We start from the raw sequence: 22520 nt of genomic DNA on the forward strand, positions 1-22520 counted from the left end.
GGACGTGCGGCGGTACGTACGGCGTGAGCGTGCGGCGGCCCGCGAAACCCGTCCGGGCGTCCTCGTCCGGGTGACGCGACGGGGCGGCGGGACAGCGGACCGCGTACGAGCTTAAGGGCGCCGTCGCCGCCGCGTCCGGGCCGCGAGGCGAGGACGGGGGCAGAGCCGGAGGTCAGCGGGCCGGAACACAGCGGGCGGAGGGCGGCAGACGGGGACAGCGGGCGGGGGACAGCGGGCGGGGGACGGGGCGCTCAGGCCGCCGGGCGCACGGCGATTCCGTCCAGCGCTTCGAGGAGCCCCGGCAGTTCGGGACCGCGCCCCACGGGAAGCACCTCGCCGGGTTCGTCGTCGAGCAGCAGGAAGGCGATGTCGTCCGTACGGGCGACCATGCTCCAGCCCGGACCGTCGGCGCGCAGCGTGCGCGACTCGCCCGAGGCGAAGGCGGAACGCACACGTCCGGGCGGTGGCGGCTCTTCCAGATACGCGCGCACCTCGTCCAGCACCCGGCGCACGCTCCCGTCGGAGTCCTCACCGGCACCGGGGTCCACGAACTCCACGTCGCCGTCGACCTGTTCGCGCCAGACCGCCCACTGGAGGGCGATCTCGTCCGCGCCGAGGCGCCGTTGCGCCGGTCCCCAGTGCTCGGTGTCCGGCGGCACGAGCGCCGCGCGCCCGCCGTCGGCCTCCGGGTCCGGCGCCGGGTCGTGCGGTTCGGGCACCCCGGGGGCCGCGACGGCGAGGGCCAGTGGCCAGCCGGGCAGCACGGCGGCGATGCTGCGGTCGTCAGGGGAGAGGTCGTACTCCATACCGCAGTCCCAGGCGGCGATCGCGCAGGCGACGAGCGTGACGTCCTCGGTGGCCACCGTCCAGCGCGCGCCCTCGCCGTCCTGGCCGAGCACCAGGCCGTAGCCCTCGGCGAAGGGTTCGAGACCGAGCGCGGCGCACGCCTCCGGGTAGTCGTCACCCAGGACGCTCGGGAACTGGGCGGGCGTGAGCAGCACAGCCGTCAGCACGTAGAGCGCGTCGTCCTCTTCGGCGGTCACCACGCCTCCCCTTTCGATCAGTTCCGGGGCACCCTAACCCTAGAGTTGCCCCTCCGACAGAGGCAGGGCGCAGGTGTGAGGCAGAGAGGGGACGACGCGACGTGCGGCGTTATGACCGGCTCAAGGAAATTCTGAGGCTCGACCCGGAGCGGGACTACGCGGAGATCTACCGGCTCTCCTCGGCCTACGAGTTCCCCTGGGACATGGCACGGGCGCTCGAACTCGCCCTGTACCGCACCTATGCCGTCCCCAGCATCGGAAACCTGCTCGCGCGCACCGCCGAGCTGACCGACCGCGCGCAGAAGCGCTACGACGACACCGCTCTCCTCCTCGACGCCGTGGTGGAGCACGGCTTCGAGTCCGACGACGGCCGCACGGCGGTACGCCGCATCAACCAGATGCACCGCAGCTACGACATCTCCAACGACGATATGCGCTACGTACTGTGCACGTTCGTCGTCATGCCCAAGCGCTGGCTCGACGCGTACGGCTGGCGCCAGCTCACCGGGCACGAGCAGCGCGCGACGGCCAACTACTACCGTGCCCTCGGCCGCCGCATGGGCATCAGTGGAATCCCGGAGAGCTGGGAGGAGTTCGAGCGCTGCCTGGACGACTACGAGGCCGCGCACTTCGGCTGGGACGAGGGCGCCCGCCGGGTCTCCGACTCCACGCTCGCCCTGATGGCCTCCTGGTACCCGCGTCCGCTGGCCCCCGCCGTGCGCGGCGCGAGCCTGGCGCTGCTCGACGACTCCCTGCTGCGCGCCTTCCGCTACGACCAGCCGCGCCCCCTGGTGCGCAAGGCGGTGCGGGGTGCGCTGCGGTTGAGGGCGCGTGCCGTCCGGCTTCTCCCGCCGCGCCGCGCGCCCCACTTCGCCCGCCAGAACCCCGAGATCAAGGGTTATCCGGGCTACCCGTCCGGCTACCGCGTCGGTGACCTGGGAACCTTCCCCGGCAAGAGCGGCTCCGGCGGTCCTGGGGGCCAGGGCCGTTCCGCGTGCCCCGTGCCGCACGGCGCGGGGGACTGAGAGCGAGCAGGGGCTCCGGGGCGGGCGTGGTGTGGTTCAGGCGGCGGTGCGCGAGGCGAGCGCCAGGTAGCGGTCGTCCTCGTCCGTGTAAGAGGTGAGCCGCCACCCCGTACGGGCCAGCAGCGGACGCAGGTTGGGCTCGGCGCGCAGGTCGTCTGAGGTCAGCGTGCGGCCCTTGCGCGCGGCGAGCGCGGCCCGGCCGACGGGGTGGAAGAGCGCCAGGACGCCGCCGGGCCGCACCGCCCTGGCCAGTTCGCGCAGCCCGGCCTCCGGCTCCGGGAGGTGGGAGACGAGCCCGGCGGCGAAGACGGCGTCGAGCGCGCCGTCGCGCAGCGGCAGCCGTGAGACGTCCGCGAGGAGCAGCAGCGCGTCCCGGTCCCGCCCGGCCCGTACGGCGGCCTCCAGCATGGCGGGCGTCAGATCGGCGCCCAGCACCCTGCCCGTGGGACCGGTCGCGGCGCGCAGCGCGGGCAGGGCCCTGCCGGTACCGCAGCCCGCGTCGAGGACCGTACGGCCGTGGAGCGGGCCGAGTTCGGCGACCGCGGCGGCGTAGGCGGGGCCGTCGTGCGGGAAGCGGGCGTCCCAGGCCGCGGCCCGCTCGCTGAAGAACGCGCGGACGTGTGCCGGGTCGTGGGTCGTCTCGTGAGCCATGCGCCCATCATCGCGCCTTCCTGCCGCACGTTCGGGTCCGGCTCGGGCAGGCACGTCGTGGGGCCGCGCCCAGCGGCCCGTACGGGGCCGTACGGGTCCGCCTGGCCGTACGGGGTGGGCGGAAGGCCGTACGGCGCACTACGCGGGCTGTCGGACGCCGGGCCCGTCGTGACTCCTGGACACCGTTGCCGCGTACGGGGTGTCTGGCGCACATGTGTGCCCCTCACTACTGTCGTACGGGCGGCCGTCGTACGGGCGCTGGGCCCGGTCAGCCGCACTGGGAGGCAGCCGTGTCCGACGCGACGCACCGCTCCAAGACACTGGACTGGCTGCTCGACGACCTCGCGAACAGGGTCGGAGAGGTACGGCACGCTGTGGTGCTCTCCAACGACGGCCTGGTCGTGGGCGCCTCGGGCGACCTCCCCCGCGAGGACTCCGAACGCCTGGCGGCCGTCGCCTCCGCCTTCCACAGCCTCGCCAAGGGCGTGGGGCACCAGTTCCGCACGGGGCAGGTGCGCCAGACGATGGTCGAGATGGAGGACGGCTACCTCTTCATTGCCGCCGCGGGCCAGGGCTCCGCGCTCGCGGTGCTCAGCGGGATACAGGCCGACCTGGGACTCATCGCCTACGAGATGACGCGCCTGGTGCGGCGGGTGGGCGAGCACCTGAGCGCTCCCGCGCGCACGGACGGGTGACGGGATGGGCGATGGGTGAGGGCGGCGGGAGCCGGTGAAGAGGACAGACGCGGCCCGCGTCGTCAGTCCGCGATGTCTCCCAGCGCGACCACCTTGTCCACACGCACCCTGACCAGCACCTCTCCGGGGACGGCGTTGCGCGCGCCGAACTGCTCCGCCTTGTCCTCACCCATGTAGCGGGCGGCGATGCGCGTCGCCCAGTGGAGCATCGTGTCGATGTCGTCGCTCATCTCGGCGCGCCCCTCCAGCACCACGAAGGAGAACGGGGGCCGCTCGTCGTCCACGCAGAGCGCGATCCGGCCGTCACGGGCGAGATTGCGCCCTTTTACGGTCTCCTCTCCGGTGTTGAAGAGGAGGTCGTCCCCGTCGAGGAGGAACCAGACCGGTGCCACATGGGGGCTGCCGTCGGCCCGTACCGTCGCCAGTTTGCCTGTGCGGCTGCCCTCGGAGACGAAGGCCTGCCACTCGTCCTTGGTCATCTTGTGTGCCATACGCCCATCCTGCGGCAGTCGGGACCGCTTCGCGCGCCATGGGCATCCAGAACCGTTTGATGGTTGCTCACCGCACTGTCATGGGTAAGGGTGGCACGGCAGTTGCCCAGAAGAAGGGGGACACGGGGATGGCACTGAATACGGGGCTCGACTGGTTGCTGGACGATCTGACCCAGCGCATATCCTCCGTACGGCACGCGCTGGTGCTCTCCAACGACGGGCTGGTGACGGGGAACAGCCAGGGACTGGAGCGGCAGGACGCCGAGCACCTCGCGGCCGTCTCGTCGGGACTGCACAGCCTCGCCAAGGGGTCGGGCCAGCACTTCAGAGCGGGACAGGTCCGGCAGACCATGATCGAGTTCGAGGAGGGGGTGCTGTTCGTGACCGCCGCGGGCGACGGAAGCTGTCTGTGCGTGCTGGCGGGTGCTGATGCCGACATCGGCCAGGTCGCGTACGAGATGACCCTGCTCGTGAACCGGGTCGGAGAGCATCTGGGCGTGGCGGTGCGGAACGGCGCCTAGCAGGCGCCTGACGCGGCCAAAGGCACTCTGACCTGCGACTGTGCGGGTTATCCACAGGGGCGGCGGGATTCTTTCTCGCGGGCTATTGTCATTACTCACAGTAGTCGAGTCACTGCGGGTGACCACGAGGTGAGTGGGGGATGAGAGCGATGCCTGAGAACGTCGCGATGCGCACGGCCGCGAAGGAGTGGGGGCTGAGGTCCGGCGAGATGGAACTCGCCGTGCAGCTCGATGTGGTGCGGACCGTCCCCGGTCCGGCCGGAGGGCCGCGCCGGGTGCCGCGCGAGGAAGTGGACCGGCTGGCGGCTTCCGAGGGTGCGCTGCGCGCGCTGCGGGAGCGGCTGTGGGTCGTGGGCGCGGCGGAGGGCGCGGCGCTGCTGAAAGTGAGCCCGGCCCGGTTCACGCGCCTGGCGAGGTGCGGCTGCTTCGGCCCGGTGAGGTTCTACGTCAACCGCTATCGCGCGGTGGTCTGGCTCTATCTGGCCGAAGAACTGCGCGGTTTCGGCGAGCGCCGCCCCGGACTGCTCACGGGAAGGACCCCGGGGGAGCTGCGCGCCCTGCTGGACCGCGGTGCCGACCACCGTCCGGTGCTGTGGCGCGCCCGCCGTGTCGAACAGTTGGTGCGGCAGGCCCCCGGCCCCTGGGAACGGGCCGCCGCGCGTGCGTCGGTGCTGGACGAGGACGCGCTGGCCGAGGCCGTGCCGGACGCGGCCGAGCGCGCTTGCCTCGCTGCTCTGCGCCCCGCGCTGGTCACGGTGCGGCACGAGGGAGCGGCCACTCAGGAGGCAGTCGATGAGCTGTGCCGCGCGCTGGAGGAGGACGAGGTGGCCGGGCACCGGCTGATGCTCGGCGCCGAGCTGGAGGAGGCCCGCGCGTCCGAGCCCTGCCCGCTGCCCCGGTCCGGGCCCGGAACCCATTCCCTCTCCGGGCTCTCTCCCCATGCGGGTGCGGGGACTTCTCCCGCGGACGCGGAGCCCGCGCCGGGCTCTTCCTCCGGCCCTGAGCCGGGCCCTGTCCCCCATGCGGGCTCCGTCTCCCACGTCGGTTCCGGCCTCGCGCCGGGCTCCGGCTCCGGGCAGGGAGCGGTCCGCGATCCGGTGCTCGCCATGACCTCCCGCCCTCCGCGTCAGCGGGAGGAGGCCACCGCGCCGGACCGGCGTGGTGTGACCGGAGCGGAGCAGCAGGAGCCCCGTGGCGGAGGGACGGCCAGGGCGGAGGGCCGCCAGGGCTGGCGCGGGTGGCTGCGGAAGGGCTCGCCCGTCAGCCGTCCAGCTTTCTGAACAGGCCCTCCTGCATCACGGACACGATGAGCTGGCCTTCGCTGTTGAAGATCTGACCGCGGGCCAGGCCCCGGGCGCCCGTGGCGATGGGGGACTCCTGCTGGTAGAGGAACCACTCGTCGGCGCGGAAGGGCCGGTGGAACCACATCGCGTGGTCCAGCGACGCCATGTCGAAGCCGCGCGGACCCCACAGGGGCTCGATGGGCATGCGCACGGCGTCGAGGAGCGTCATGTCGCTGGCGTAGGTGAGGGCGCAGGTGTGCACGAGCGGGTCGTCGCCCAGCGACCCGATGGCGCGCATCCACACGCCACTGCGCGGCTCCACGTCCCGCAGCTCGCCCGTGTCCCAGCGCAGGCGCTCCACGTAACGGATATCGAAGGCCATCCGGCGCTCCATGCGCTCCAGAGACTCGGGGAATTCGCCGAGGTGCGCGCGGATCTCGTCGGGCAGCTTCGGCAGCGTCTCCGGGTCCGGAACCTCGGGCATCGGCACCTGGTGCTCGAAGCCGGGCTCCGGCTGATGGAAGGAAGCGGTGAGATTGAAGATGGCTTTGCCCCGCTGGACGGCCACCACACGGCGCGTCGTGAAGGACCGCCCGTCCCTGACCCGCTCGACCTGGTACACGATCGGCACCCCCGGCACCCCGGGGCGCAGGAAGTACGAGTGCAGCGAGTGCACCGGGCGCTGCCCGTCGGTGGTGCGTCCCGCCGCGACGAGCGCCTGTCCGGCGACCTGTCCGCCGAAGACCCGCTGGAGGGACTCCAGAGGGCTCCGGCCACGGAAGATGTTGAGGTCGATCTGTTCCAGGTCGAGAAGGCCGACGAGCTGTTCGGCCGGGCTCGGGCTGGGGTCGGGTCTGGTCAACTCTTGTGCTCCTTCATCACGGCCTCCGCGGCGTTCACAGTTGGCCGACGTCGGTGACCTTGATCACCGCGCGCCCCTCCTCGTCGGAGGCCGTGAGGTCGACCTCGGCGGAGATGCCCCAGTCATGGTCACCGTTCGGGTCGGCGAAGGTCTGGCGGACGCGCCACAGGCGGTCCTCGGGCACCTCCTCGATCTGGAGAAGCTTGGGCCCACGGGCGTCCGGCCCGGTGCCCAGGTCGTCGTACTCGTCCCAGTAGGCGTCCATCGCCTCGCCCCAGGCTTCCGCGTCCCAGCCGTCCTCGCCGTCCAGGGCGCCGAGTTCCGCGACGTTGTCGAGCGCCGCCAGCTCGACCCTGCGGAACATCGCGTTGCGCACCAGGACGCGGAAGGCCCGCCCGTTCGCGGTCACAGGCTTCACCTGGTCGGCCCGCTCCTGGGCCTCCTCGGCGGTCTCGTCCGCCGGGTTCGCCAACTGTTCCCACTCGTCCAGCAGGCTGGAGTCGACCTGGCGGACCATCTCGCCGAGCCACTCGATGATGTCCTCGAAGTCCTCGGACTTCCGCTCGTCGGGAACGGTGTGCTCCAGCGCCTTGTAGGCGCTGGCGAGGTAGCGCAGCACGATGCCCTCGGTGCGGGCGAGTTCGTAGAAGGAGACGAACTCGGTGAAGGTCATCGCCCGCTCGTACATGTCGCGGATGACGGACTTCGGGGAGAGCGGGTGGTCGCCGACCCAGGGGTGCGACGTGCGGTAGAGGCCGTAGGCGTGGAAGAGCAGTTCCTCCAGCGGCTGGGGGTAGCTGATGTCCATCAGCCGTTCCATCCGGTCCTCGTACTCGACCCCGTCGGCCTTCATCTGGGCGACGGCCTCGCCCTTGGCCTTGTTCATCTGGGCGGCCAGGATCTGGCGCGGGTCGTCCAGGGTCGATTCGACCACCGAGACCATGTCGAGCGCGTAGGAGGGCGATTCGGGGTCGAGCAGGTCGAAGGCCGCCAGCGCGAAGGTGGACAGCGGCTGGTTGAGCGCGAAGTCCTGCTGGAGGTCGACGGTCAGCCGGATGGTCCGGCCCTCCGAGTCCGGCTCGTCCATCTGCTCCACGATGCCGCCGTCCAGCAGCGACCTGTAGATGGCGATGGCGCGCCGGATGTGCCGCAACTGGGAGCGCCGGTCCTCGTGGTTGTCCTCCAGCAGCTTGCGCATCTGCGTGAAGGCATCCCCAGGCCGCGCGATGACGGACAGCAGCATCGCGTGGGTGACACGGAAACGCGAGTTGAGGGGCTCGGGATCGGAGCCGATGAGCTTCTCGAAAGTCTGCTGGCTCCAGTTGACGAAGCCCTCGGGCGCCTTCTTGCGGACGACCTTGCGGCGCTTCTTCGGATCGTCACCGGCCTTCGCGAGGGCCTTCTCGTTCTCGACGACGTGCTCGGGCGCCTGTGCGACGACGAAGCCCGAGGTGTCGAAGCCCGCCCGCCCCGCGCGGCCCGCGATCTGGTGGAACTCCCGCGCGCGCAGCGTGCGCACGCGGTTTCCGTCGTACTTCGAGAGCGCGGTGAACAGCACCGTGCGGATGGGCACGTTCACGCCGACGCCCAGCGTGTCCGTGCCGCAGATGACCTTCAGCAGCCCCGCCTGGGCAAGCCGCTCCACGAGCCGCCGGTACTTCGGCAGCATGCCCGCGTGGTGGACGCCGATCCCGTGCCGCACGTACCGCGAGAGGTTCTGGCCGAACTTCGTGGTGAAGCGGAAATTACCGATGATCTTGGCGATCTCGTCCTTCTCCGCGCGCGAGCACATGTTGATGCTCATCAGCGCCTGCGCCCGCTCCACGGCCTGCGCCTGGGTGAAGTGGACGATGTAGACCGGCGCCTGGTGGGTCTCCAGCAGCTCGGTCAGGGTCTCGGTGAGCGAGGTGGTGCGGTATTCGTAGCTGAGCGGCACAGGGCGGGTCGCGGAGCGGACGACGGCGGTCTCGCGGCCCGTGCGCCGGGTCAGGTCCTCCTCGAAGCGGGTGACATCGCCCAGCGTCGCCGACATCAGCACGAACTGCGCCTGCGGCAGTTCCAGCAGCGGGATCTGCCAGGCCCAGCCCCGGTCCGGCTCGGCGTAGAAGTGGAACTCGTCCATGACCACCTGGCCGATGTCCGCGTTCGCGCCGTCGCGCAGCGCGATGGACGCCAGCACCTCGGCGGTGCAGCAGATGACGGGGGCGTCGGCGTTGACGGAGGCGTCGCCGGTGAGCATGCCGACGTTCTCGGTGCCGAAGAGCTTGCACAGGTCGAAGAACTTCTCCGACACCAGCGCCTTGATCGGAGCCGTGTAGAAGGTCACCTCGTCCTTGGCCAGCGCGGCGAAGTGCGCACCGGCCGCCACCAGGCTCTTGCCGGACCCGGTGGGCGTCGAAAGGATGACGTTCGCCCCCGAAACCACCTCGATCAGCGCCTCCTCCTGGGCGGGATAGAGGGAGATACCCCGCTCTTCGGCCCAGCCCGAGAAATTCTCGAAAAGGGCATCGGGGTCGGCGTCGCTCGGGATCTGATCGATAAGGGTGGCTGTCACAACCCCCATACTGCCTTCCCCCGCCCCGGATCAGAGAACCGGTGCGGTTACGGTGATCATGTGGCGCTACGCTGTGTCGCCGACCGGGCATCAGAAGCGGAAGCGTCAGTTCAGCGGCCGTCGCATGCGAAGGCGTCATCTCCGTCCGTGTCACGGGTGATGCCCTCACGCGCGACGGTGACGGAGCCGCGCGGAGCCACCGCTCCTGTCCCGGTCGGCCCAACGGCACCGCGAACGACAACAGGGGTGGGAAACGACCATGATGGGACCGGCGCACTCGCTCTCGGGGGCAGCCGCCTGGCTGGGGGTGGGGGCAGCGGCGTCCGCGCTGGACCACCCGATGCCGTGGCCAGTGCTGGTCGCGGGCGCCCTGATCTGCTCGGGAGCGGCGCTCGCTCCCGACCTGGACCAGAAGTCCGCGACCATCTCCAGGGCCTTCGGGCCCATCTCCCGCGGCCTCTGCGGAGTGATCGACAAGCTCTCCGAGACCGTCTACAACGCCACCAGGGGCCAGGGCGAACGGCGCCGCTCCGGCGGTCACCGCACTCTGACCCACACCTGGCCCTGGGCCGTCTTCATCGGCGCCGGGTTCTCGGCCGCCGCGGTCTTCGGTGGCCGCTGGGCGGTGCTGGTGATCCTCTTCATCCACATGGTGCTGGCGGTCGAGGGACTGCTGTGGCGGGCCGCCCGCGTCTCCAGCGACGTGCTCGTCTGGCTGCTGGGAGCGGCCACCGCGTGGATCCTCGCGGGGATCATGGACAAGCCGGGCAACGGCTCGGACTGGCTCTTCACGGGAGAGGGGCAGGACTATCTCTGGCTCGGGCTGCCGATCGTCCTCGGAGCCCTGGTCCACAGCATCGGCGACGCGCTCACGATCTCCGGCTGCCCGATCCTGTGGCCGCTGCCGATAGCGGGCAAGCGCTGGTATCCGCTGGGCACCCCGCGCTTCCTGCGCTTCCGCGCGGGTGCGTGGGTGGAGACCGCGGTGCTGATGCCGCTGTTCATGCTGCTCGGCGGCGCGGGGGCGCTGTCAGCGCTGGGCGTCCTCGGCTGACGCCGCGGCGCGCGGCCCCGGCCGCCGTGCGCCACTCCCGCCGGTCGGGTGGCCTCCGACGGGCGGCCCGCCCCAGCTGGCTGGCCCGCCTCGACCCTGGTCCTGGCTCCGGCACCGGCCCCCGCCCCTCGGCGTCGGGCCCGGGGGCCGGAGGCGGGGGAGCGGGGCCGGAGACCGGGCCGTCAGCCGTGCCAGGAGCGCCACAGCGCCGCGTAGGCGCCGTCCGCTGCGACGAGGGCATCGTGGCTGCCCAGTTCGCTGATACGCCCGCCCTCCACCACGGCGATCACGTCCGCGTCATGCGCCGTGTGCAGCCGGTGCGCGATGGCCACCACGGTGCGCCCCTCCAGCACCCGCGCCAGCGAACGCTCCAGATGCCGTGCGGCGCGGGGGTCCAGGAGCGAGGTCGCCTCGTCGAGCACCAGCGTGTGCGGGTCGGCGAGCACCAGCCGGGCCAGCGCGATCTGCTGCGCCTGCGCCGGGGTGACGACGAGGCCGCCCGAGCCGACCTCGCTGTCCAGCCCGTCCGCGAGCGCCCCCGCCCAGCCGTCCGCGTCCACGGCGGCCAGCGCGGCCCACAGCTCGGGGTCCCCGGCGTCCGTACGGGCCAGGAGCAGGTTGTCGCGCAGGGAGCCCACGAACACGTGGTGCTCCTGGTTGACCAGCGCGACGTGCTGCCGTATCCGCTCGGCGGGCATCCGGGCCAGCTCGGCGCCGCCGAGGGTGACCTCGCCCGTGCGCGGCCCGTAGATCCCGGCCAGCAGGCGCCCCAGCGTGGACTTGCCCGCGCCCGAGGGGCCGACGAGGGCCACCCGGGTGCCGCTGGGGACGTTCATGGTCACGCCGTGCAGCACGTCCGTGCCCGCGTGGTAGCCGAAGCGCACCTCGTCGGCGCGGACGTCACGCCCGCTCGGCGCGAGGGCCCCGTCACCGGAGTCCGGCTCGATCTCCCGCACCCCGACCAGGCGGGCGAGCGAGACCTGGGCGACTTGAAGCTCGTCGTACCAGCGCAGGATCAGCCCGACCGGATCGATGAGCATCTGAGCCAGCAGCGCCCCCGTCGTCAACTGGCCCACGCCGATCCAGCCGTGGAGGACGAAGACGCCGCCGAGGATGAGGACGGCGCTCAGGATGAGCGCGTTGGAGACGTTGATGGTGGGGAAGAGGACGGTGCGCAGCCAGAGGGTGTACCTCTCCCAACTTGTCCACTCGGAAATCCGCCGCTCGGACAGCCGCACCCGGCGCTCCCCGAGCCGGTGGGCCTCCACCGTGCGGCCCGCGTCCACGGTCTCCGCGAGAGCGGCGGCGACGGCGGCGTAACCGGCGGCCTCCGAGCGGTAGGCCGAGGGCGCCCTGCGGTAGTACCAGCGGCAGCCGGTCAGCAGCACGGGCAGCGCGATCAGTGCGACGAGCGCCAGCGGCGGCGCCGTGACGGCCAGTGCCCCCAGCAGCAGCCCGGCCCAGACGACCCCGATGGCGAGCTGGGGCACGGCCTCGCGCATGGCGTTGGCGAGCCGGTCGATGTCCGTGGTGATCCGCGAGAGCAGGTCACCCGTGCCCGCGCGCTCCAGCACCCCGGGCGGCAGGCCGACCGAGCGCACGAGGAAGTCCTCGCGCAGATCGGCCAGCATCCGTTCGCCGAGCATCGCCCCGCGCAGCCGCACCTGCCGTATGAAGTACGTCTGGACGGCGAGGGCCACCGCGAACAGGGCGATGGTGCGGCCGAGCTGGAGTTCCCCCGCGTCGGCTCCCTCCGAGAGGCCCTCCACGATCCGCCCCAGCAAGTAGGGGCCCACCATGGAGGCGAGCACGGCGAGGGAGTTGACCGTCACCAGGGCGGCGAAGGCGCCGCGATGCCGCCGGACGAGCCTGCGTACGTAGGCCCGTACCGTCGCGGACGCGCCCACCGGGAGCGTGGTGGCGGACTCGGAGCCCGCTGGATCGTACGAGGGAGGTGCGATGCCGAATCTCCGGCTCATGCGCTCTCAGCCCCTTCGGACCCCGCGAGTCGGCCGCGTCGGCCCTGGTGCGGTTCCTGTTGTGTGTGCTGTGCGTGGTGTGCGTGGGGTCCGCGCTGGTTCTGCGGGCCCGACCGGCCGTTCCTGGTGTCAGCGGCGGTGGCCCCGGGCGGTTCGCCGTCGCCGGTCTCGCGGGTGACGGCGGCGCGGTACGCCGGGTCGGTGCGCAGGAGTTCGCGGTGCTGCCCGGTGGCGGTGACCTCGCCGTCCTGCACAAGGATGACCTTGTCGGCCCGGTCCAGGAGGAGGGGGCTGGAGGAGAAGACGACCGTGGTGCGGCCCTCGCGTATCCGTCGCAGGCCCAGGGCGATGCGGGCCTCGGTGTGGGAGTCCACGGCCGAGGTCGGCTCGTCGAGTACCAGCACCTCCGGGTCGGCCATCAAGGAGCGGGCCAGCGCGAGCCGTTGCCGCTGGCCGCCCGACAGCGACCGGCCGCGCTCGGTGAGGGTCGCCCGCATGGGGTCGCCCTCCGCGTCGGGGCTGCCCTGCACCAGAGCCTCCAGCACGTCGGAGCACTGCGCCGCCTCCAGCGCCAGGGCGGGCGTCACGGGCGCGGGCTCGGTCACGGTCGCGGTCGCGGAGGGCACGTCGAGCAGTTCGCGAAGGGTTCCGGACAGCAGGACGGGGTCCTTGTCCTGGACGAGAACCGCGGTCCTGGCGGCGCTGAGCGGCACACTGTCCAGGGCGACGCCGCCCAGTCGTACGGCCGCGACGCCGCCGTCCCCGTCCGGCGGGTGGCCGCCGAGCCGGTCGGCGAGCGTACCGGCGGCGTCGGGATCGCCGCAGACCACGGCCGTCAGCAGCCCGGCGGGGGCGAGCAGGCCCGTCGCGGGGTCGTACAGGTCGCCCGCGAGCGCCTCACCAGGCTTCCGGGCGCCCGTCGGGTACGGGTACGTGTCTGTGCCGGGGCCGGTCCGGGCCGCCTCCTCCCGTGAGCCATCGGACCGGGTGCCGTCGGCCTCCGCGCCCTCGGCACCCTCCGCGCCGCGGCGGAGCGAGAGCACCCGCGCCGCCCGCTTCGCCGACGGCCGGGAGAAGGAGTACGCCATGGCGAACTCCTGGAAGAGCCGCAGCGGGAAGAGAAGGAAGGTCACCGCTCCGTACACCGTGACCAGTTCACCCACCTCGATCCGTCCGCTCAGGGCCAGATGCGTGCCGCGCCACACCACCGCCACGAGCAGCAGCCCGGGGAGGGCCACCTGGACGGCCTCGATCAGCGCCCACATCCGCGCCGTGCGCACGGCGGCGCGCCGCACCTCCTGGGAGGCCCGGCGGTACCGCGTCAGGAACAGTTCCTCGCCGCCGATGCCGCGCAGCACCCGCAGCCCCGCGACGGTGTCGGCGGCCAGCTCCGTGGCCCTGCCCGCCTTCTCCCGCTGGAGATCGGCGCGACGGGTCGCGCGCGGCAGCATCGGCAGCACCGTCAGCGCCAGTACCAGCACCCCGAGGAGGACGAGCAGGCCCAACTCGGGCTCGTACGCCACGAGTCCGGCGCACACGCCGAGGGTGACGAGGAGCGCGGCGGTGAAGCGGGAGAAGGACTCCACGCACCAGCCGATCTTCTCGATGTCGCCGGTCGAGACCGCGACGACCTCTCCGGCGGCCACCTTTCTGGTCAGCGCCGAGCCCAGTTCGGCGGTTCTGCGGGCGAGGAGCTGCTGCACCCGCGCGGCGCTGGTGATCCAGTTGGTGACGGCGGTGCGGTGCAGCATCGTGTCGCCCGCGGTCACGGCCACCGCGATGAGCGCCATCATGGCGCCCGCCTCGGCGAGGCCGGTCCCGGAGCGGGTCACGGCGGCCTGCACGGCAAGACCGGCCACCAGCGGCAGCCCGGCCACGCCCATGAGATGCAGCAGACCCCAGGCGAGGGCCTTGGCCTGGCCCCCGACTTGCATACGTCCGAGCCACAGCAGGAAGCGGTAGCCCGAGCGGACGTCGGGTACGCCGGGGTCGGAGAAGGGAAGATCGCGAATCAGCATGGCATCCCGAGCGGCTCGCTGTGGGCGGGGGGCCGTGAAAGGCTCGCGAAATGAGGGGCGGTAAATCAATGGGTTTTTACAGATCAAGGACCGACGGGGCCCAAAGCTGACTTTTCGGTGCAGGATTCGTCCGGAACCCGTCTTTTCGGACCCGGCTTCCTCGCGGGCCCCGCTCGCTCTCCTCACGCGGCCCTCACCCGTGTCCCTCACGGGCCACCGCGCGCCCGCCCCCGGTTGCGCCCCGGCCGCGAGGTGGTATGCGACGGGGCGCCCCCAGGCGCGGCTTCCAGGGCATCGTCCCTGCTCAAGGAGGCGATACGGCTGTGCACGCGCGCACACGACGGAGCAAGTGGGACGATAGGGCGCATGCACATACCGGGGGCCCGGCGAGTACGGAGCGGCATGACACAGGTGACCGAAGAGAGCACGACGGAAGAGAACCGGCAGGCCGGCGACCACGCGGGCGACGCGTCCTCGCGCGGGCGCCCGGGGACCGGGGCGCGTGCGAGGACGGCGACGGGAGCGAGGACCGCCGCGGGTGCGACGGCCGTGGCCCTCGCACTGGGCCTCACCCTCGCGGGGTGCGGCGGCGGGAGCGAGGCGAGCGGCGGAGACTCCGGCGCCAAGAAGGCCGCGGGATCCTCCGGAGACACCACCGTGCGGGCCGCCGACCCCACCCGTATCCCCGGCGTGGGCGACCGCCTCCAGAAGAAGATCCCCGAGAACTCGCGCCAGGTCGTGGCCGTCTACGGCGAGGGCGAGGACTCCGCCGAGTCCACCGTCAAGCTCTTCACGAAGAAGGGCGACAAGTGGACCCGCGACAGCGGCTGGGCGGCCCACAACGGCAAGAAGGGCTGGACCCCCGACCACCACGAGGGCGACAAGCGCAGCCCCGTCGGCGTCTTCACGCTCTCCGACGCGGGCGGTCTCCTCGCCGACCCCGGCGCGAAGCTTCCGTACACGCACACCTCGGCCTTCACGCCCTCCCCGGCCTGGCCCAAGTCGACGCGGCACGACTTCGATCACGTCATCGCGGTCGACTACAACCGGGTCAAGGGCACCAGCCCGCTCGACCCGACCCGCCCCCAGGGCCAGTCCAAGGGCGGCAGCATCTGGCTGCACATGGACCACGGCAGCGGGACCTCGGGCTGCGTCAGCATGTCCAAGTCCGCGATGCGGCACCTGCTGCGCACCCTCGACCCGAAGCAGCACCCCGTGGTGGTGATGGGGGACAAGGCGTCCCTGGAGAGCTGACCAAGGCTGATCAGCATCCGGCTGCTTCCTGACGTTTCCCTGCCGTTCCCCTCCGGCCGACATCGTTCAGGCCGCGTAGCGCGCTTCATGGCGCTACGTGACGGTGTCGGCCGGAGGGTTTTTCGTGGTTCGAGGTCGCCAACACGGCAGCGCCCGCCCGTCGTCCCGGCCGTGCGACCCGTCCGCCGCCCGGCCCCGCGCAACGTGGCCGGTGCCGCTCGCGCCTACCCCTCGGGCTTCTCCGAGTCCACCCCGCCCCGCTCCTTCTCCCACAGCCCCCGGGTGAAGTCCGGTATCCGCTGCGGTGCGCCGTGCGCCTTGATCGAGGCGTGGCTCAGCGGTACGGGCGAGGTCCACGTCGCCGCGTCGTAGACGTCGAAGTCCGGGATCAGGCCGAGCCGCATGCACTGGATCAGCCGGAACAGCATGATGTAGTCCATGCCCCCGTGCCCGCCGGGCGGGTCGGCGTGCTCCTTCCAGAGCCAGTGGTCCCACTTCTCGTACTTCGCGAAGTCACCCCACTCGTCCCCGCTCATGTCGGGCTCCAGGTAGATGCGGGGCGGATAGTCCTCGAAGACGCCCTTCGTGCCGCCGAGGATGTTGAGTCTGCTGTACGGGTGCGGGTTGGACACCCCGTGCTCCAGCCGGATCACCCGCCCCTTCGCCGTCTGGACGAGGCTGATCGACAGATCGCTCTCGATGTAGCTCTCCTTCCAGCTCTCGTGGCCCGGCGGCATGTTCTGCTCGCGGTACGCGGCCAGTCCGAGCGAGGGCGAGCCGAAGGTGGCGATGCGCACGGCCCGGTCACCGCGGTTGATGTCCATGTAGTTGGCCGCGGGCCCGAAGCCGTGGTTGGGGTACAGATCGCCCCGCAGACGGGTGTGCCACAGCCTGCGCCACGGGCCCTCGTAGTAGTCGGGGTCGAACATGAGCCCGCGCAGGTCGTGGAGGTAGGCGCCCGCCGCGTGCAGGAGATCGCCGAAGAGCCCCTCGTGCGCCATGCGCAGCACACGCATCTCGTTCTGCCCGTACGCGCAGTTCTCCAGTTGCATGCAGTGCCGACGGGTGCGCTCGGAGAGGTCGACCAGCTCCCACAGTTGGTCCAGCTCCAGCGCGACGGGACACTCCACGCCGACGTGCTTGCCGCCCTTCATCGCGGCCTTGGCCATCTCGAAGTGCCAGTCCCACGGGGTGGCGACGTACACGAAGTCCAGGTCGCCGCGTTCGCAGAGCTTCTCGAAGTCGTGGTCGCCCTTGGTGTAGAGGGCGGGCGCCGGCTGGCCCGCGTCGGTGACCTTCTTCGCCGCTCTCTCGGCCTTCTCCCTGACGGGGTCGCACAGCGCCACGACCCGGACGCCCTCCAGCGCGAGATACAGGTCGATCATGCTGCCGCCGCGCTGGCCCAGCCCGATGATGCCGATCCGGATGGTGCCGCGTCCCTCGAAGGGCACGCCGATCATGGTCTCGCCCCTGCGCGGGGGAGCGGCGGGCGCGGCTCCCGCCTCCGAGCCCACTCCCGCCTCCGCCTCCACCCCCTGTGCCGAAGCGAAGGCGGAAGGGGTGCTCATCGAACCGATGCCCAGTCCGGCACCGGCGACCCCCGCCGCGCGCAGCGCGGAACGTCGGCTGAACCCTTGGTCGTTCATCTGACCTCCAGCAGGTGTACTGCTCCAGCAGGTGTACTGCACGTCGGATGCGTGAACTCCGTCCAGGACACTCGCCGTTGGTGCTGACGGTGCGCAAGAGGACCGCCTTGGACTCTTCGCGCGGGTTCATGGACTTCCGTGAGGGTCGCCATGTGGGCTTCCGTGCGGCAAGAACTTTCTGCAAGTCACTGGAAACCCTTGCGTCACCTATTGACGTGCTCACGCCGTCACCGGCAGGCTCGCTCGCGTACTTCCCCCCACGGCGGCCCAGGCGCGTGGCTGCCTTCAGGGCACCCCCATGCCCGAACGAAGAAGGAGCCGCGAACCATGAGAAAGCGCCTGCTCGGCGGGAGCCTCGCCGGAGTCCTCGCCGCATGCGGCCTGTTCGCCGTAGCGCCCTGGCAGTCCCAGGCGACACCGCCGGGCGAGAAGACCGTCACCGCCACCCTCTTCGAGTGGCCCTACGAGTCCGTCGGCAAGGAGTGCACGGACTCGCTCGGCCCGGCCGGTTACGGCTACGTGGAGGTTTCACCGGCCAGCGAGCACATAGCGGGCGACCAGTGGTGGACCTCGTACCAGCCCGTCAGCTACAAGATTGCCGGGCGCCTCGGGGACGCCGATGCCTTCAAGAACATGGTCAGCGCCTGCCACGAGGCGGGCGTCAAGGTGATCGCGGACGCGGTCGTCAACCACATGTCCTCGGGCTCGGGAACGGGCACGGGCGGCACCCAGTACACGAAGTACGGCTACCCCGACACCTACGGCGACGCCGACTTCCACACCTGCCGCAAGGACATCGCGGACTACGCCAGCCGCGACGACGTGCAGAACTGCGAACTCGTCGGCCTCGCCGACCTCGACACCGGCAGCGACTCGGTCCGCTCCACCATCGCCGGATACCTCGACAGCCTGCGCGAGATGGGCGTCGACGGCTTCCGCATCGACGCGGCCAAGCACATGGCCGCCGCCGACATGGAGGCCATCAAGGGCAAGATGGCCGACCCCGGGTTCTGGGTCTCCGAGGTGATATACGGCGGCGGCGAGGCCGTGCAGCCCGAGGAGTACACGGGCCTCGGCGACGTGGACGAGTTCCGCTACGGCGGCCACCTCAAGAGCGCCTTCCAGAGCGGCGACCCCGGCCAGCTCCAGAACGTGGCCGACGGCAAGCTGGAGAGCGGCAAGGCCCGTACGTTCGTCGACAACTGGGACACCGAGCGCAACGGCTCGACGCTCAGCTACAAGGACGGCGACACCTACACGCTCGCGAACGTGTTCATGCTCGCGCACCCCTACGGCTCGCCCAACGTCTTCTCGGGCTACGAGTGGTCGGACAAGGACGCGGGCCCGCCCAGCGGCGGCGAGGGCTGGACGAACACACACGAGAAGCAGGCCGTCACCGGACTGGTCGGCTTCCGCAACGTCGTCGGCGACGCCGAGCTGACGGACTGGTGGTCCGAGGGCAGCGCCCTCGCCTTCGGCCGCGGTGACAAGGGCTTCGTCGCCCTCAACGCCGGGGACGGCGAACTGAGCCGGACCTTCGCCACCTCACTGCCCGGCGGCACCTACTGCAACGTCGCCGCCGCGGCACCCGGCGACTGCGCGGGCAACACCGTCGAGGTCGGCGACGACGGCAAGGCCGAGGTCACCCTCCCCGCGAAGGGGGCGCTGGCACTCCACGCGGACGCCAAGGAGTAGCGCCAAGGGGCACCGCCCCGGGGCCCGGGGCCCGGGGCTCGGGGCTCGGGGCTCGGGGTGACGCCACAGAGAAGCCCGGCCCGTACGCCCCCCACGCCCTCACGCCCCGCCCGGGGAACGCCCCGTACCCGGGCGGGCTCGGGCGGGCTCGGGCGGGCTCGGGCGGGCCGACGCGCCCGGCCCGGCCGCCCACGCGGTCAGCCCTGCCGCGTCGCCCGTTCCAGCTCCAGCAGGACGGAGCGGTAACCCCGCCCGCCCGTCGCGTAGTCCATGCCCACCTCGCACATCCGGTTCGCCGAGAGGTGCGCGTCGAAGTGCCTGGCCGTCACCTCGGCGGCCTCGCGCGCCGTCGCCGAGGCGGTCAGCTCCTTGTGCAGCATGCCCCGGTCGCCCGCGAAGGCGCAGCAGCCCGCGTCCAGCGGCACCACGACCTCCTCGGCGCACGCCTCCGCCACCCGCCGCAGTTGATCCGTGTCCCCCAGGTGCTCCATCGAGCACGTCGGGTGCAGGACGGCGGAGCCCAGGCGCCGTTCGACGGTCAGACGGGGCAGCAGCTCGTCCGCCGCCCACACGAGCGAGTCGACGAACGTCAGCCGTTCGTGGAGTTTGCGGTTGGCGGCGGTCAGATACGGCACGACCTCGTGCGTGAGGCCCAGGGTGCACGAGGAGGCGTCGACGACCAGCGGCAGTTCCCCGCCGTCCGTCCAGCGCCAGGCGGCCTCCACGGTCCGGTTGGCCATCAGCGCGTTCCCCGAGTCGTAGCCCTTGGAGTGCCAGATCGTCGCGCAGCAGGTGCCCTGGACGTCCTCCGGGATCCACACGGGCCGCCCGGCCCGCGCCGAGACGACGACCATCGCCTCGGGGAGCGAGGGCCCCGCGTACCCTTCGGGCTCCCCGAAGATGCGGTTGACGCACGCGGGGTAGTAGACGGCCGCCGCCGAGGTCCTGTCGGTCGCGGGCAGCCGCCTGGCCGCCGCGCCGGGGATCTGCGGCAGCCACTCGGGCACGAGATCGGGACGCACCGCCTTGCGTGCCGCGCCCGTCACCGACTCCAGCAGCCTGTCGCTGATGCGCTCGGCCGCCGCGACGGCCAGCCTGGCCGACTTCTCCACCAGCGCGAAGTGCCGCGCGGTGCGCGCGGCCGTACGCTCCTCGCGCCCCGAATGCCGCTCGTGCCGGAACGCCTTCATCATCGCGCCCGTGTCGATGCCGACGGGGCAGGCCAGCTTGCACGTGGAGTCGCCCGCGCAGGTGTCCACCGCGTCGTACCCGTAGGAGTCGAGCAGACTGTCGTTGACCCGCGACGACGCGGGCTGGCGCAGCATCTCGCGGCGCAGCACGATGCGCTGGCGTGGCGTGGTCGTCAGGTCTCCGCTGGGGCAGGTGGGCTCGCAGAAGCCGCACTCGATGCAGGGGTCGGCCACCGCCTCCACCCGGGGGATCGACTTGAGCCCCCGCAGATGCGCCTCGGGGTCCCTGTCCAGGACGACGCGCGGCGCCAGCACCCCCTCGGGATCGACGAGCCGCTTGATCCGCCACATCAGCTCGGTGGCCCGCTCGCCCCACTCCAGCTCCAGGAAGGGCGCGATATTGCGGCCCGTGGCGTGCTCGGCCTTGAGCGAGCCGTCGAAGCGCTCGACCGTCAGCCGGCAGAAGTCGTCCATGAACGCCGCGTACCGCCGCACGTCCTCCTCCTCGGCCGCGTCGAAGGCGAGCAGGAAGTGCAGATTGCCGTGCGCCGCGTGACCGGCGACAGCCGCGTCGAAGCCGTGCCGCTCCTGGAGTTCGAGCAGCGCCTCGCACGCCTCGGCCAGCCGCGCGGGCGGCACGGCGAAGTCCTCGGTGATCAGGGTCGTGCCCGGGGGCCGGGAGCCGCCGACGGCGGTGACGAACGCCTTGCGCGCCTTCCAGTAGCCCGCGCTCGTCCGCGCGTCCCGGGTGAACGCGTTGGTCACCGAGGCCACGGGCGCCACCAGATCGAGCCCCGCCACGACCTCGCGGGCCTTCGCCTCGTCCGCCTCGCGGGCCGCCTCGTCGGGCGCGCGGAACTCCACCAGCAGCGCGGCCGTCTCCTTGGGCAGCTCCGCCCAGTCGGCCGGGACCCCGGCCACGCTGACGGAGGCGCGCAGCGTGTTGCCGTCCATCAGCTCGACGGCGGGCGCCCCCGCCTCGCTGAAGAGGGGCACGGCCGCAGCCGCTGCCGACAGGGTGGGGAAGAAGAGCAGCCCGGTCGAGTGGTACCGGTGCAGCGGCAGGGTGTCGAAGACGATCTCCGAGATGAAGCCGAGCGTGCCCTGCGAGCCCACCGCCAGCCCGCGCAGGATGCGGGCCGGTGTGTCCCCGTCGAGGAAGGCGTCCAGGCGGTAGCCGTTGGTGTTCTTCAGCGCGTACTTGGCACGGATGCGGGCGACCAGCTCGGCGTCCGACTCGATCTCGGCCTTGAGCGCCATCAGCCCCTCGCAGAGCGCGGGCTCGGCGTGCGCCAGCTCCTCGTCGGCGGCGGGATCGCCGGTGTCCACGACGGTGCCGGACGGCAGGACGAGGGTGAGGGAGGCGACGGTGCGGTACGAGTTGCGGGAGGTGCCCGCCGTCATGCCCGAGGCGTTGTTGGCGACCACCCCGCCGAGGGTGCAGGCGATGGCGCTCGCCGGGTCGGGCCCGAGCAGCCGCCCGTACGGGGCGAGCGCCGCGTTCGCCCTGACCACGGTCGTGCCGGGCCGGACGCGGGCCCGCGCGCCGTCCTCGCCGAGCACCTCGACGCCCGCCCAGTGGCGGCGCACGTCCACGAGGATGTCCTCGCCCTGCGCCTGCCCGTTGAGCGAGGTGCCCGCCGCGCGGAAGACGACGTTGCGGCCCTGGCCGCGCGCGTAGGAGAGGACGGCGGAGACGTCGTCGATGTCCTCGGCGAGCACGACGACCTGGGGGAGGAAGCGGTACGGGCTCGCGTCGGACGCGTAGCGGACCAGATCCGAGATCTTCCACAGCACCTTGCCGCCGGCGGTGTTCTTGGTGTTCTCAGCGTTTTCGCCGTCGTCGCCCAGCAGCCGTCGCAGATCCCCGAGCAGCGGCTCCGGCGTCCCCTGCGCCCGCTCCTCGCCGACCCGGTCGAAGGCGGGGGAGTGGCCGGGTTCCGGGTGCGGTCGCAGCGCTTCGGGACGGGGTTCGAGCAGCGGCATGGGTCTCTCCGGTCTCTGACGGGAGTCTCTCCGGGCAGTGCGCCGTCGCATGCGCGCGGCTCGTCCCCATTCTGCGCCGGAGCCCCTCGTCAGTCGTGGTGCCGCCCCGCGTCGATGAGGCCGAGCAGCCCGCTCAGATCATCGCGCTGTGCACGGGAGAGCGGTGCGAGCAGTTCCTCGGCCGCCGACCGCCGTGCCCGGCGCAGCTCCTTGAGGGCCGTGCGGCCGTCCTCCGTCAGCTCGATGCGGGTCACCCTGCGGTTCGACGGGTCAGCGGCGCGGCGCACCAGGCCGCGCTCCTCCAGCGCGTCGACCAGGCTCGTGACCTGGCGCGGCACCACGCCCAGGAACTCGGCGAGGTCGGCCATCCGGGGCGGGGCCTCGCAGCGCGCGACGGTGCGCAGCAGGCGGGCCTGGGCCGGGGTGACGCCGACCGGCGCGAAGTTGTGCCGGTGCGCGTGGTTGAGCCTCCTGGTCAGGCGAAGAAGCTGGTCGGCGAGGTCGCCGGCGGTCTCGTCGTGGTGAGGCGCTGACATGGGCGCAGGTTATCAGGATGCGGTTCATTGTGAGTAT

At 72.0% G+C, this 22520-nt stretch carries 17 protein-coding genes; 7 read left to right on the plus strand and 10 right to left on the minus strand.

The genetic code is table 11. From position 1 onward, the window contains the following. Positions 1-251: 251 nt before the first annotated feature. Positions 252-1043, minus strand: a complete 792-nt coding sequence (locus ACYVOO_RS31760; protein WP_461019171.1) for a hypothetical protein — start codon at positions 1041-1043, stop codon at positions 252-254. A 101-nt stretch (positions 1044-1144) separates the two neighbouring features. On the opposite strand from ACYVOO_RS31760, the gene ACYVOO_RS31765 reads away from it, so the two are divergent. Further along, positions 1145-2068 carry an oxygenase MpaB family protein gene (locus tag ACYVOO_RS31765; protein ID WP_461019172.1) on the plus strand — a complete coding sequence of 308 codons (924 nt, stop codon included), beginning with the start codon at positions 1145-1147 and terminating at the stop codon, positions 2066-2068. Between the two features lie 36 nt (positions 2069-2104). On the opposite strand, the gene ACYVOO_RS31770 is transcribed toward ACYVOO_RS31765, so the two are convergent. Continuing rightward, positions 2105-2719, minus strand: coding sequence for a class I SAM-dependent methyltransferase (locus ACYVOO_RS31770; RefSeq protein ID WP_461019173.1), 615 nt, complete (start codon positions 2717-2719; stop codon positions 2105-2107). Between the two features lie 290 nt (positions 2720-3009). Here ACYVOO_RS31770 and ACYVOO_RS31775 point away from each other — a divergent pair, with 290 nt between their 5' ends. Continuing rightward, entirely contained in the window at positions 3010-3414 is a 405-nt protein-coding gene (locus ACYVOO_RS31775; protein WP_453347653.1) for a roadblock/LC7 domain-containing protein, read from the plus strand. 62 nt (positions 3415-3476) lie between these two features. Here the strand turns inward: ACYVOO_RS31775 and ACYVOO_RS31780 are convergent, their stop codons facing one another. Continuing rightward, on the minus strand, positions 3477-3905 hold the full coding sequence (locus ACYVOO_RS31780; RefSeq protein ID WP_461019174.1) for a PPOX class F420-dependent oxidoreductase: 429 nt from the start codon (positions 3903-3905) through the stop codon (positions 3477-3479). A 128-nt stretch (positions 3906-4033) separates the two neighbouring features. Here ACYVOO_RS31780 and ACYVOO_RS31785 point away from each other — a divergent pair, with 128 nt between their 5' ends. After that, complete coding sequence (locus ACYVOO_RS31785; protein ID WP_453347655.1) at positions 4034-4426, plus strand: roadblock/LC7 domain-containing protein; 393 nt, start codon at positions 4034-4036, stop codon at positions 4424-4426. A 140-nt stretch (positions 4427-4566) separates the two neighbouring features. Beyond that, the gene (locus ACYVOO_RS31790; protein WP_461019175.1) at positions 4567-5706 is read left to right on the plus strand and encodes a DUF6397 family protein; all 1140 of its coding nucleotides are present in this window, start codon (positions 4567-4569) and stop codon (positions 5704-5706) included. Here the strand turns inward: ACYVOO_RS31790 and ACYVOO_RS31795 are convergent. Continuing rightward, a complete protein-coding gene (locus ACYVOO_RS31795; protein ID WP_453347657.1) occupies positions 5687-6571 on the minus strand; it encodes an acyl-CoA thioesterase in 885 nt (294 codons plus the stop codon). The two genes, ACYVOO_RS31790 and ACYVOO_RS31795, sit on opposite strands and share 20 nt — an antisense overlap. A 34-nt stretch (positions 6572-6605) precedes the next feature. Next, positions 6606-9134, minus strand: a complete 2529-nt coding sequence (locus ACYVOO_RS31800) for a DEAD/DEAH box helicase (RefSeq protein ID WP_461019176.1) — start codon at positions 9132-9134, stop codon at positions 6606-6608. A gap of 250 nt (positions 9135-9384) precedes the next feature. Here ACYVOO_RS31800 and ACYVOO_RS31805 point away from each other — a divergent pair, with 250 nt between their 5' ends. Then, positions 9385-10179, plus strand: a complete 795-nt coding sequence (locus tag ACYVOO_RS31805; protein ID WP_461019177.1) for a metal-dependent hydrolase — start codon at positions 9385-9387, stop codon at positions 10177-10179. 182 nt (positions 10180-10361) lie between these two features. On the opposite strand, the gene ACYVOO_RS31810 is transcribed toward ACYVOO_RS31805, so the two are convergent. Next, on the minus strand, positions 10362-12158 hold the full coding sequence (locus tag ACYVOO_RS31810) for an ABC transporter ATP-binding protein (protein WP_461019178.1): 1797 nt from the start codon (positions 12156-12158) through the stop codon (positions 10362-10364). Continuing rightward, positions 12155-14176: an ABC transporter transmembrane domain-containing protein gene (locus ACYVOO_RS31815; RefSeq protein ID WP_461019179.1), complete on the minus strand. Its 2022-nt coding sequence runs from the start codon at positions 14174-14176 to the stop codon at positions 12155-12157. Before ACYVOO_RS31815 ends, ACYVOO_RS31810 begins: the two co-directional genes overlap by 4 nt. Positions 14177-14578: 402 nt before the next feature. Here ACYVOO_RS31815 and ACYVOO_RS31820 point away from each other — a divergent pair, with 402 nt between their 5' ends. Then, complete coding sequence (locus tag ACYVOO_RS31820) at positions 14579-15430, plus strand: L,D-transpeptidase family protein (RefSeq protein WP_461019180.1); 852 nt, start codon at positions 14579-14581, stop codon at positions 15428-15430. 224 nt (positions 15431-15654) lie between these two features. On the opposite strand, the gene ACYVOO_RS31825 is transcribed toward ACYVOO_RS31820, so the two are convergent. Next, positions 15655-17076 carry a Gfo/Idh/MocA family protein gene (locus ACYVOO_RS31825; RefSeq protein ID WP_461019181.1) on the minus strand — a complete coding sequence of 474 codons (1422 nt, stop codon included), beginning with the start codon at positions 17074-17076 and terminating at the stop codon, positions 15655-15657. Positions 17077-17403: 327 nt separating this feature from the next. Here ACYVOO_RS31825 and ACYVOO_RS31830 point away from each other — a divergent pair, with 327 nt between their 5' ends. Continuing rightward, a complete protein-coding gene (locus ACYVOO_RS31830; RefSeq protein ID WP_461019182.1) occupies positions 17404-18771 on the plus strand; it encodes an alpha-amylase in 1368 nt (455 codons plus the stop codon). Positions 18772-18968: 197 nt separating this feature from the next. Here ACYVOO_RS31830 and ACYVOO_RS31835 read toward each other — a convergent pair whose 3' ends face one another. Beyond that, a complete protein-coding gene (locus ACYVOO_RS31835) occupies positions 18969-21947 on the minus strand; it encodes an FAD-binding and (Fe-S)-binding domain-containing protein (RefSeq protein ID WP_461019183.1) in 2979 nt (992 codons plus the stop codon). 89 nt (positions 21948-22036) lie between these two features. After that, complete coding sequence (locus ACYVOO_RS31840; RefSeq protein WP_453347666.1) at positions 22037-22483, minus strand: MarR family winged helix-turn-helix transcriptional regulator; 447 nt, start codon at positions 22481-22483, stop codon at positions 22037-22039. Positions 22484-22520: the final 37 nt, after the last annotated feature.

It is taken from the genome of Streptomyces daliensis (assembly GCF_054782395.1).

Coding starts and splice junctions, on each gene's coding strand:
- ACYVOO_RS31770 (WP_461019173.1), bottom strand. CDS start 2,719: ATGGCTCACGAGACGACCCACGACCCGGCACACGTCCGCGCGTTCTTC.
- ACYVOO_RS31780 (WP_461019174.1), bottom strand. CDS start 3,905: ATGGCACACAAGATGACCAAGGACGAGTGGCAGGCCTTCGTCTCCGAG.
- ACYVOO_RS31785 (WP_453347655.1), top strand. CDS start 4,034: ATGGCACTGAATACGGGGCTCGACTGGTTGCTGGACGATCTGACCCAG.
- ACYVOO_RS31790 (WP_461019175.1), top strand. CDS start 4,567: ATGAGAGCGATGCCTGAGAACGTCGCGATGCGCACGGCCGCGAAGGAG.
- ACYVOO_RS31800 (WP_461019176.1), bottom strand. CDS start 9,134: ATGGGGGTTGTGACAGCCACCCTTATCGATCAGATCCCGAGCGACGCC.
- ACYVOO_RS31805 (WP_461019177.1), top strand. CDS start 9,385: ATGATGGGACCGGCGCACTCGCTCTCGGGGGCAGCCGCCTGGCTGGGG.
- ACYVOO_RS31810 (WP_461019178.1), bottom strand. CDS start 12,158: ATGAGCCGGAGATTCGGCATCGCACCTCCCTCGTACGATCCAGCGGGC.
- ACYVOO_RS31815 (WP_461019179.1), bottom strand. CDS start 14,176: ATGCTGATTCGCGATCTTCCCTTCTCCGACCCCGGCGTACCCGACGTC.
- ACYVOO_RS31820 (WP_461019180.1), top strand. CDS start 14,579: ATGACACAGGTGACCGAAGAGAGCACGACGGAAGAGAACCGGCAGGCC.
- ACYVOO_RS31825 (WP_461019181.1), bottom strand. CDS start 17,076: ATGAACGACCAAGGGTTCAGCCGACGTTCCGCGCTGCGCGCGGCGGGG.
- ACYVOO_RS31830 (WP_461019182.1), top strand. CDS start 17,404: ATGAGAAAGCGCCTGCTCGGCGGGAGCCTCGCCGGAGTCCTCGCCGCA.
- ACYVOO_RS31835 (WP_461019183.1), bottom strand. CDS start 21,947: ATGCCGCTGCTCGAACCCCGTCCCGAAGCGCTGCGACCGCACCCGGAA.
- ACYVOO_RS31840 (WP_453347666.1), bottom strand. CDS start 22,483: ATGTCAGCGCCTCACCACGACGAGACCGCCGGCGACCTCGCCGACCAG.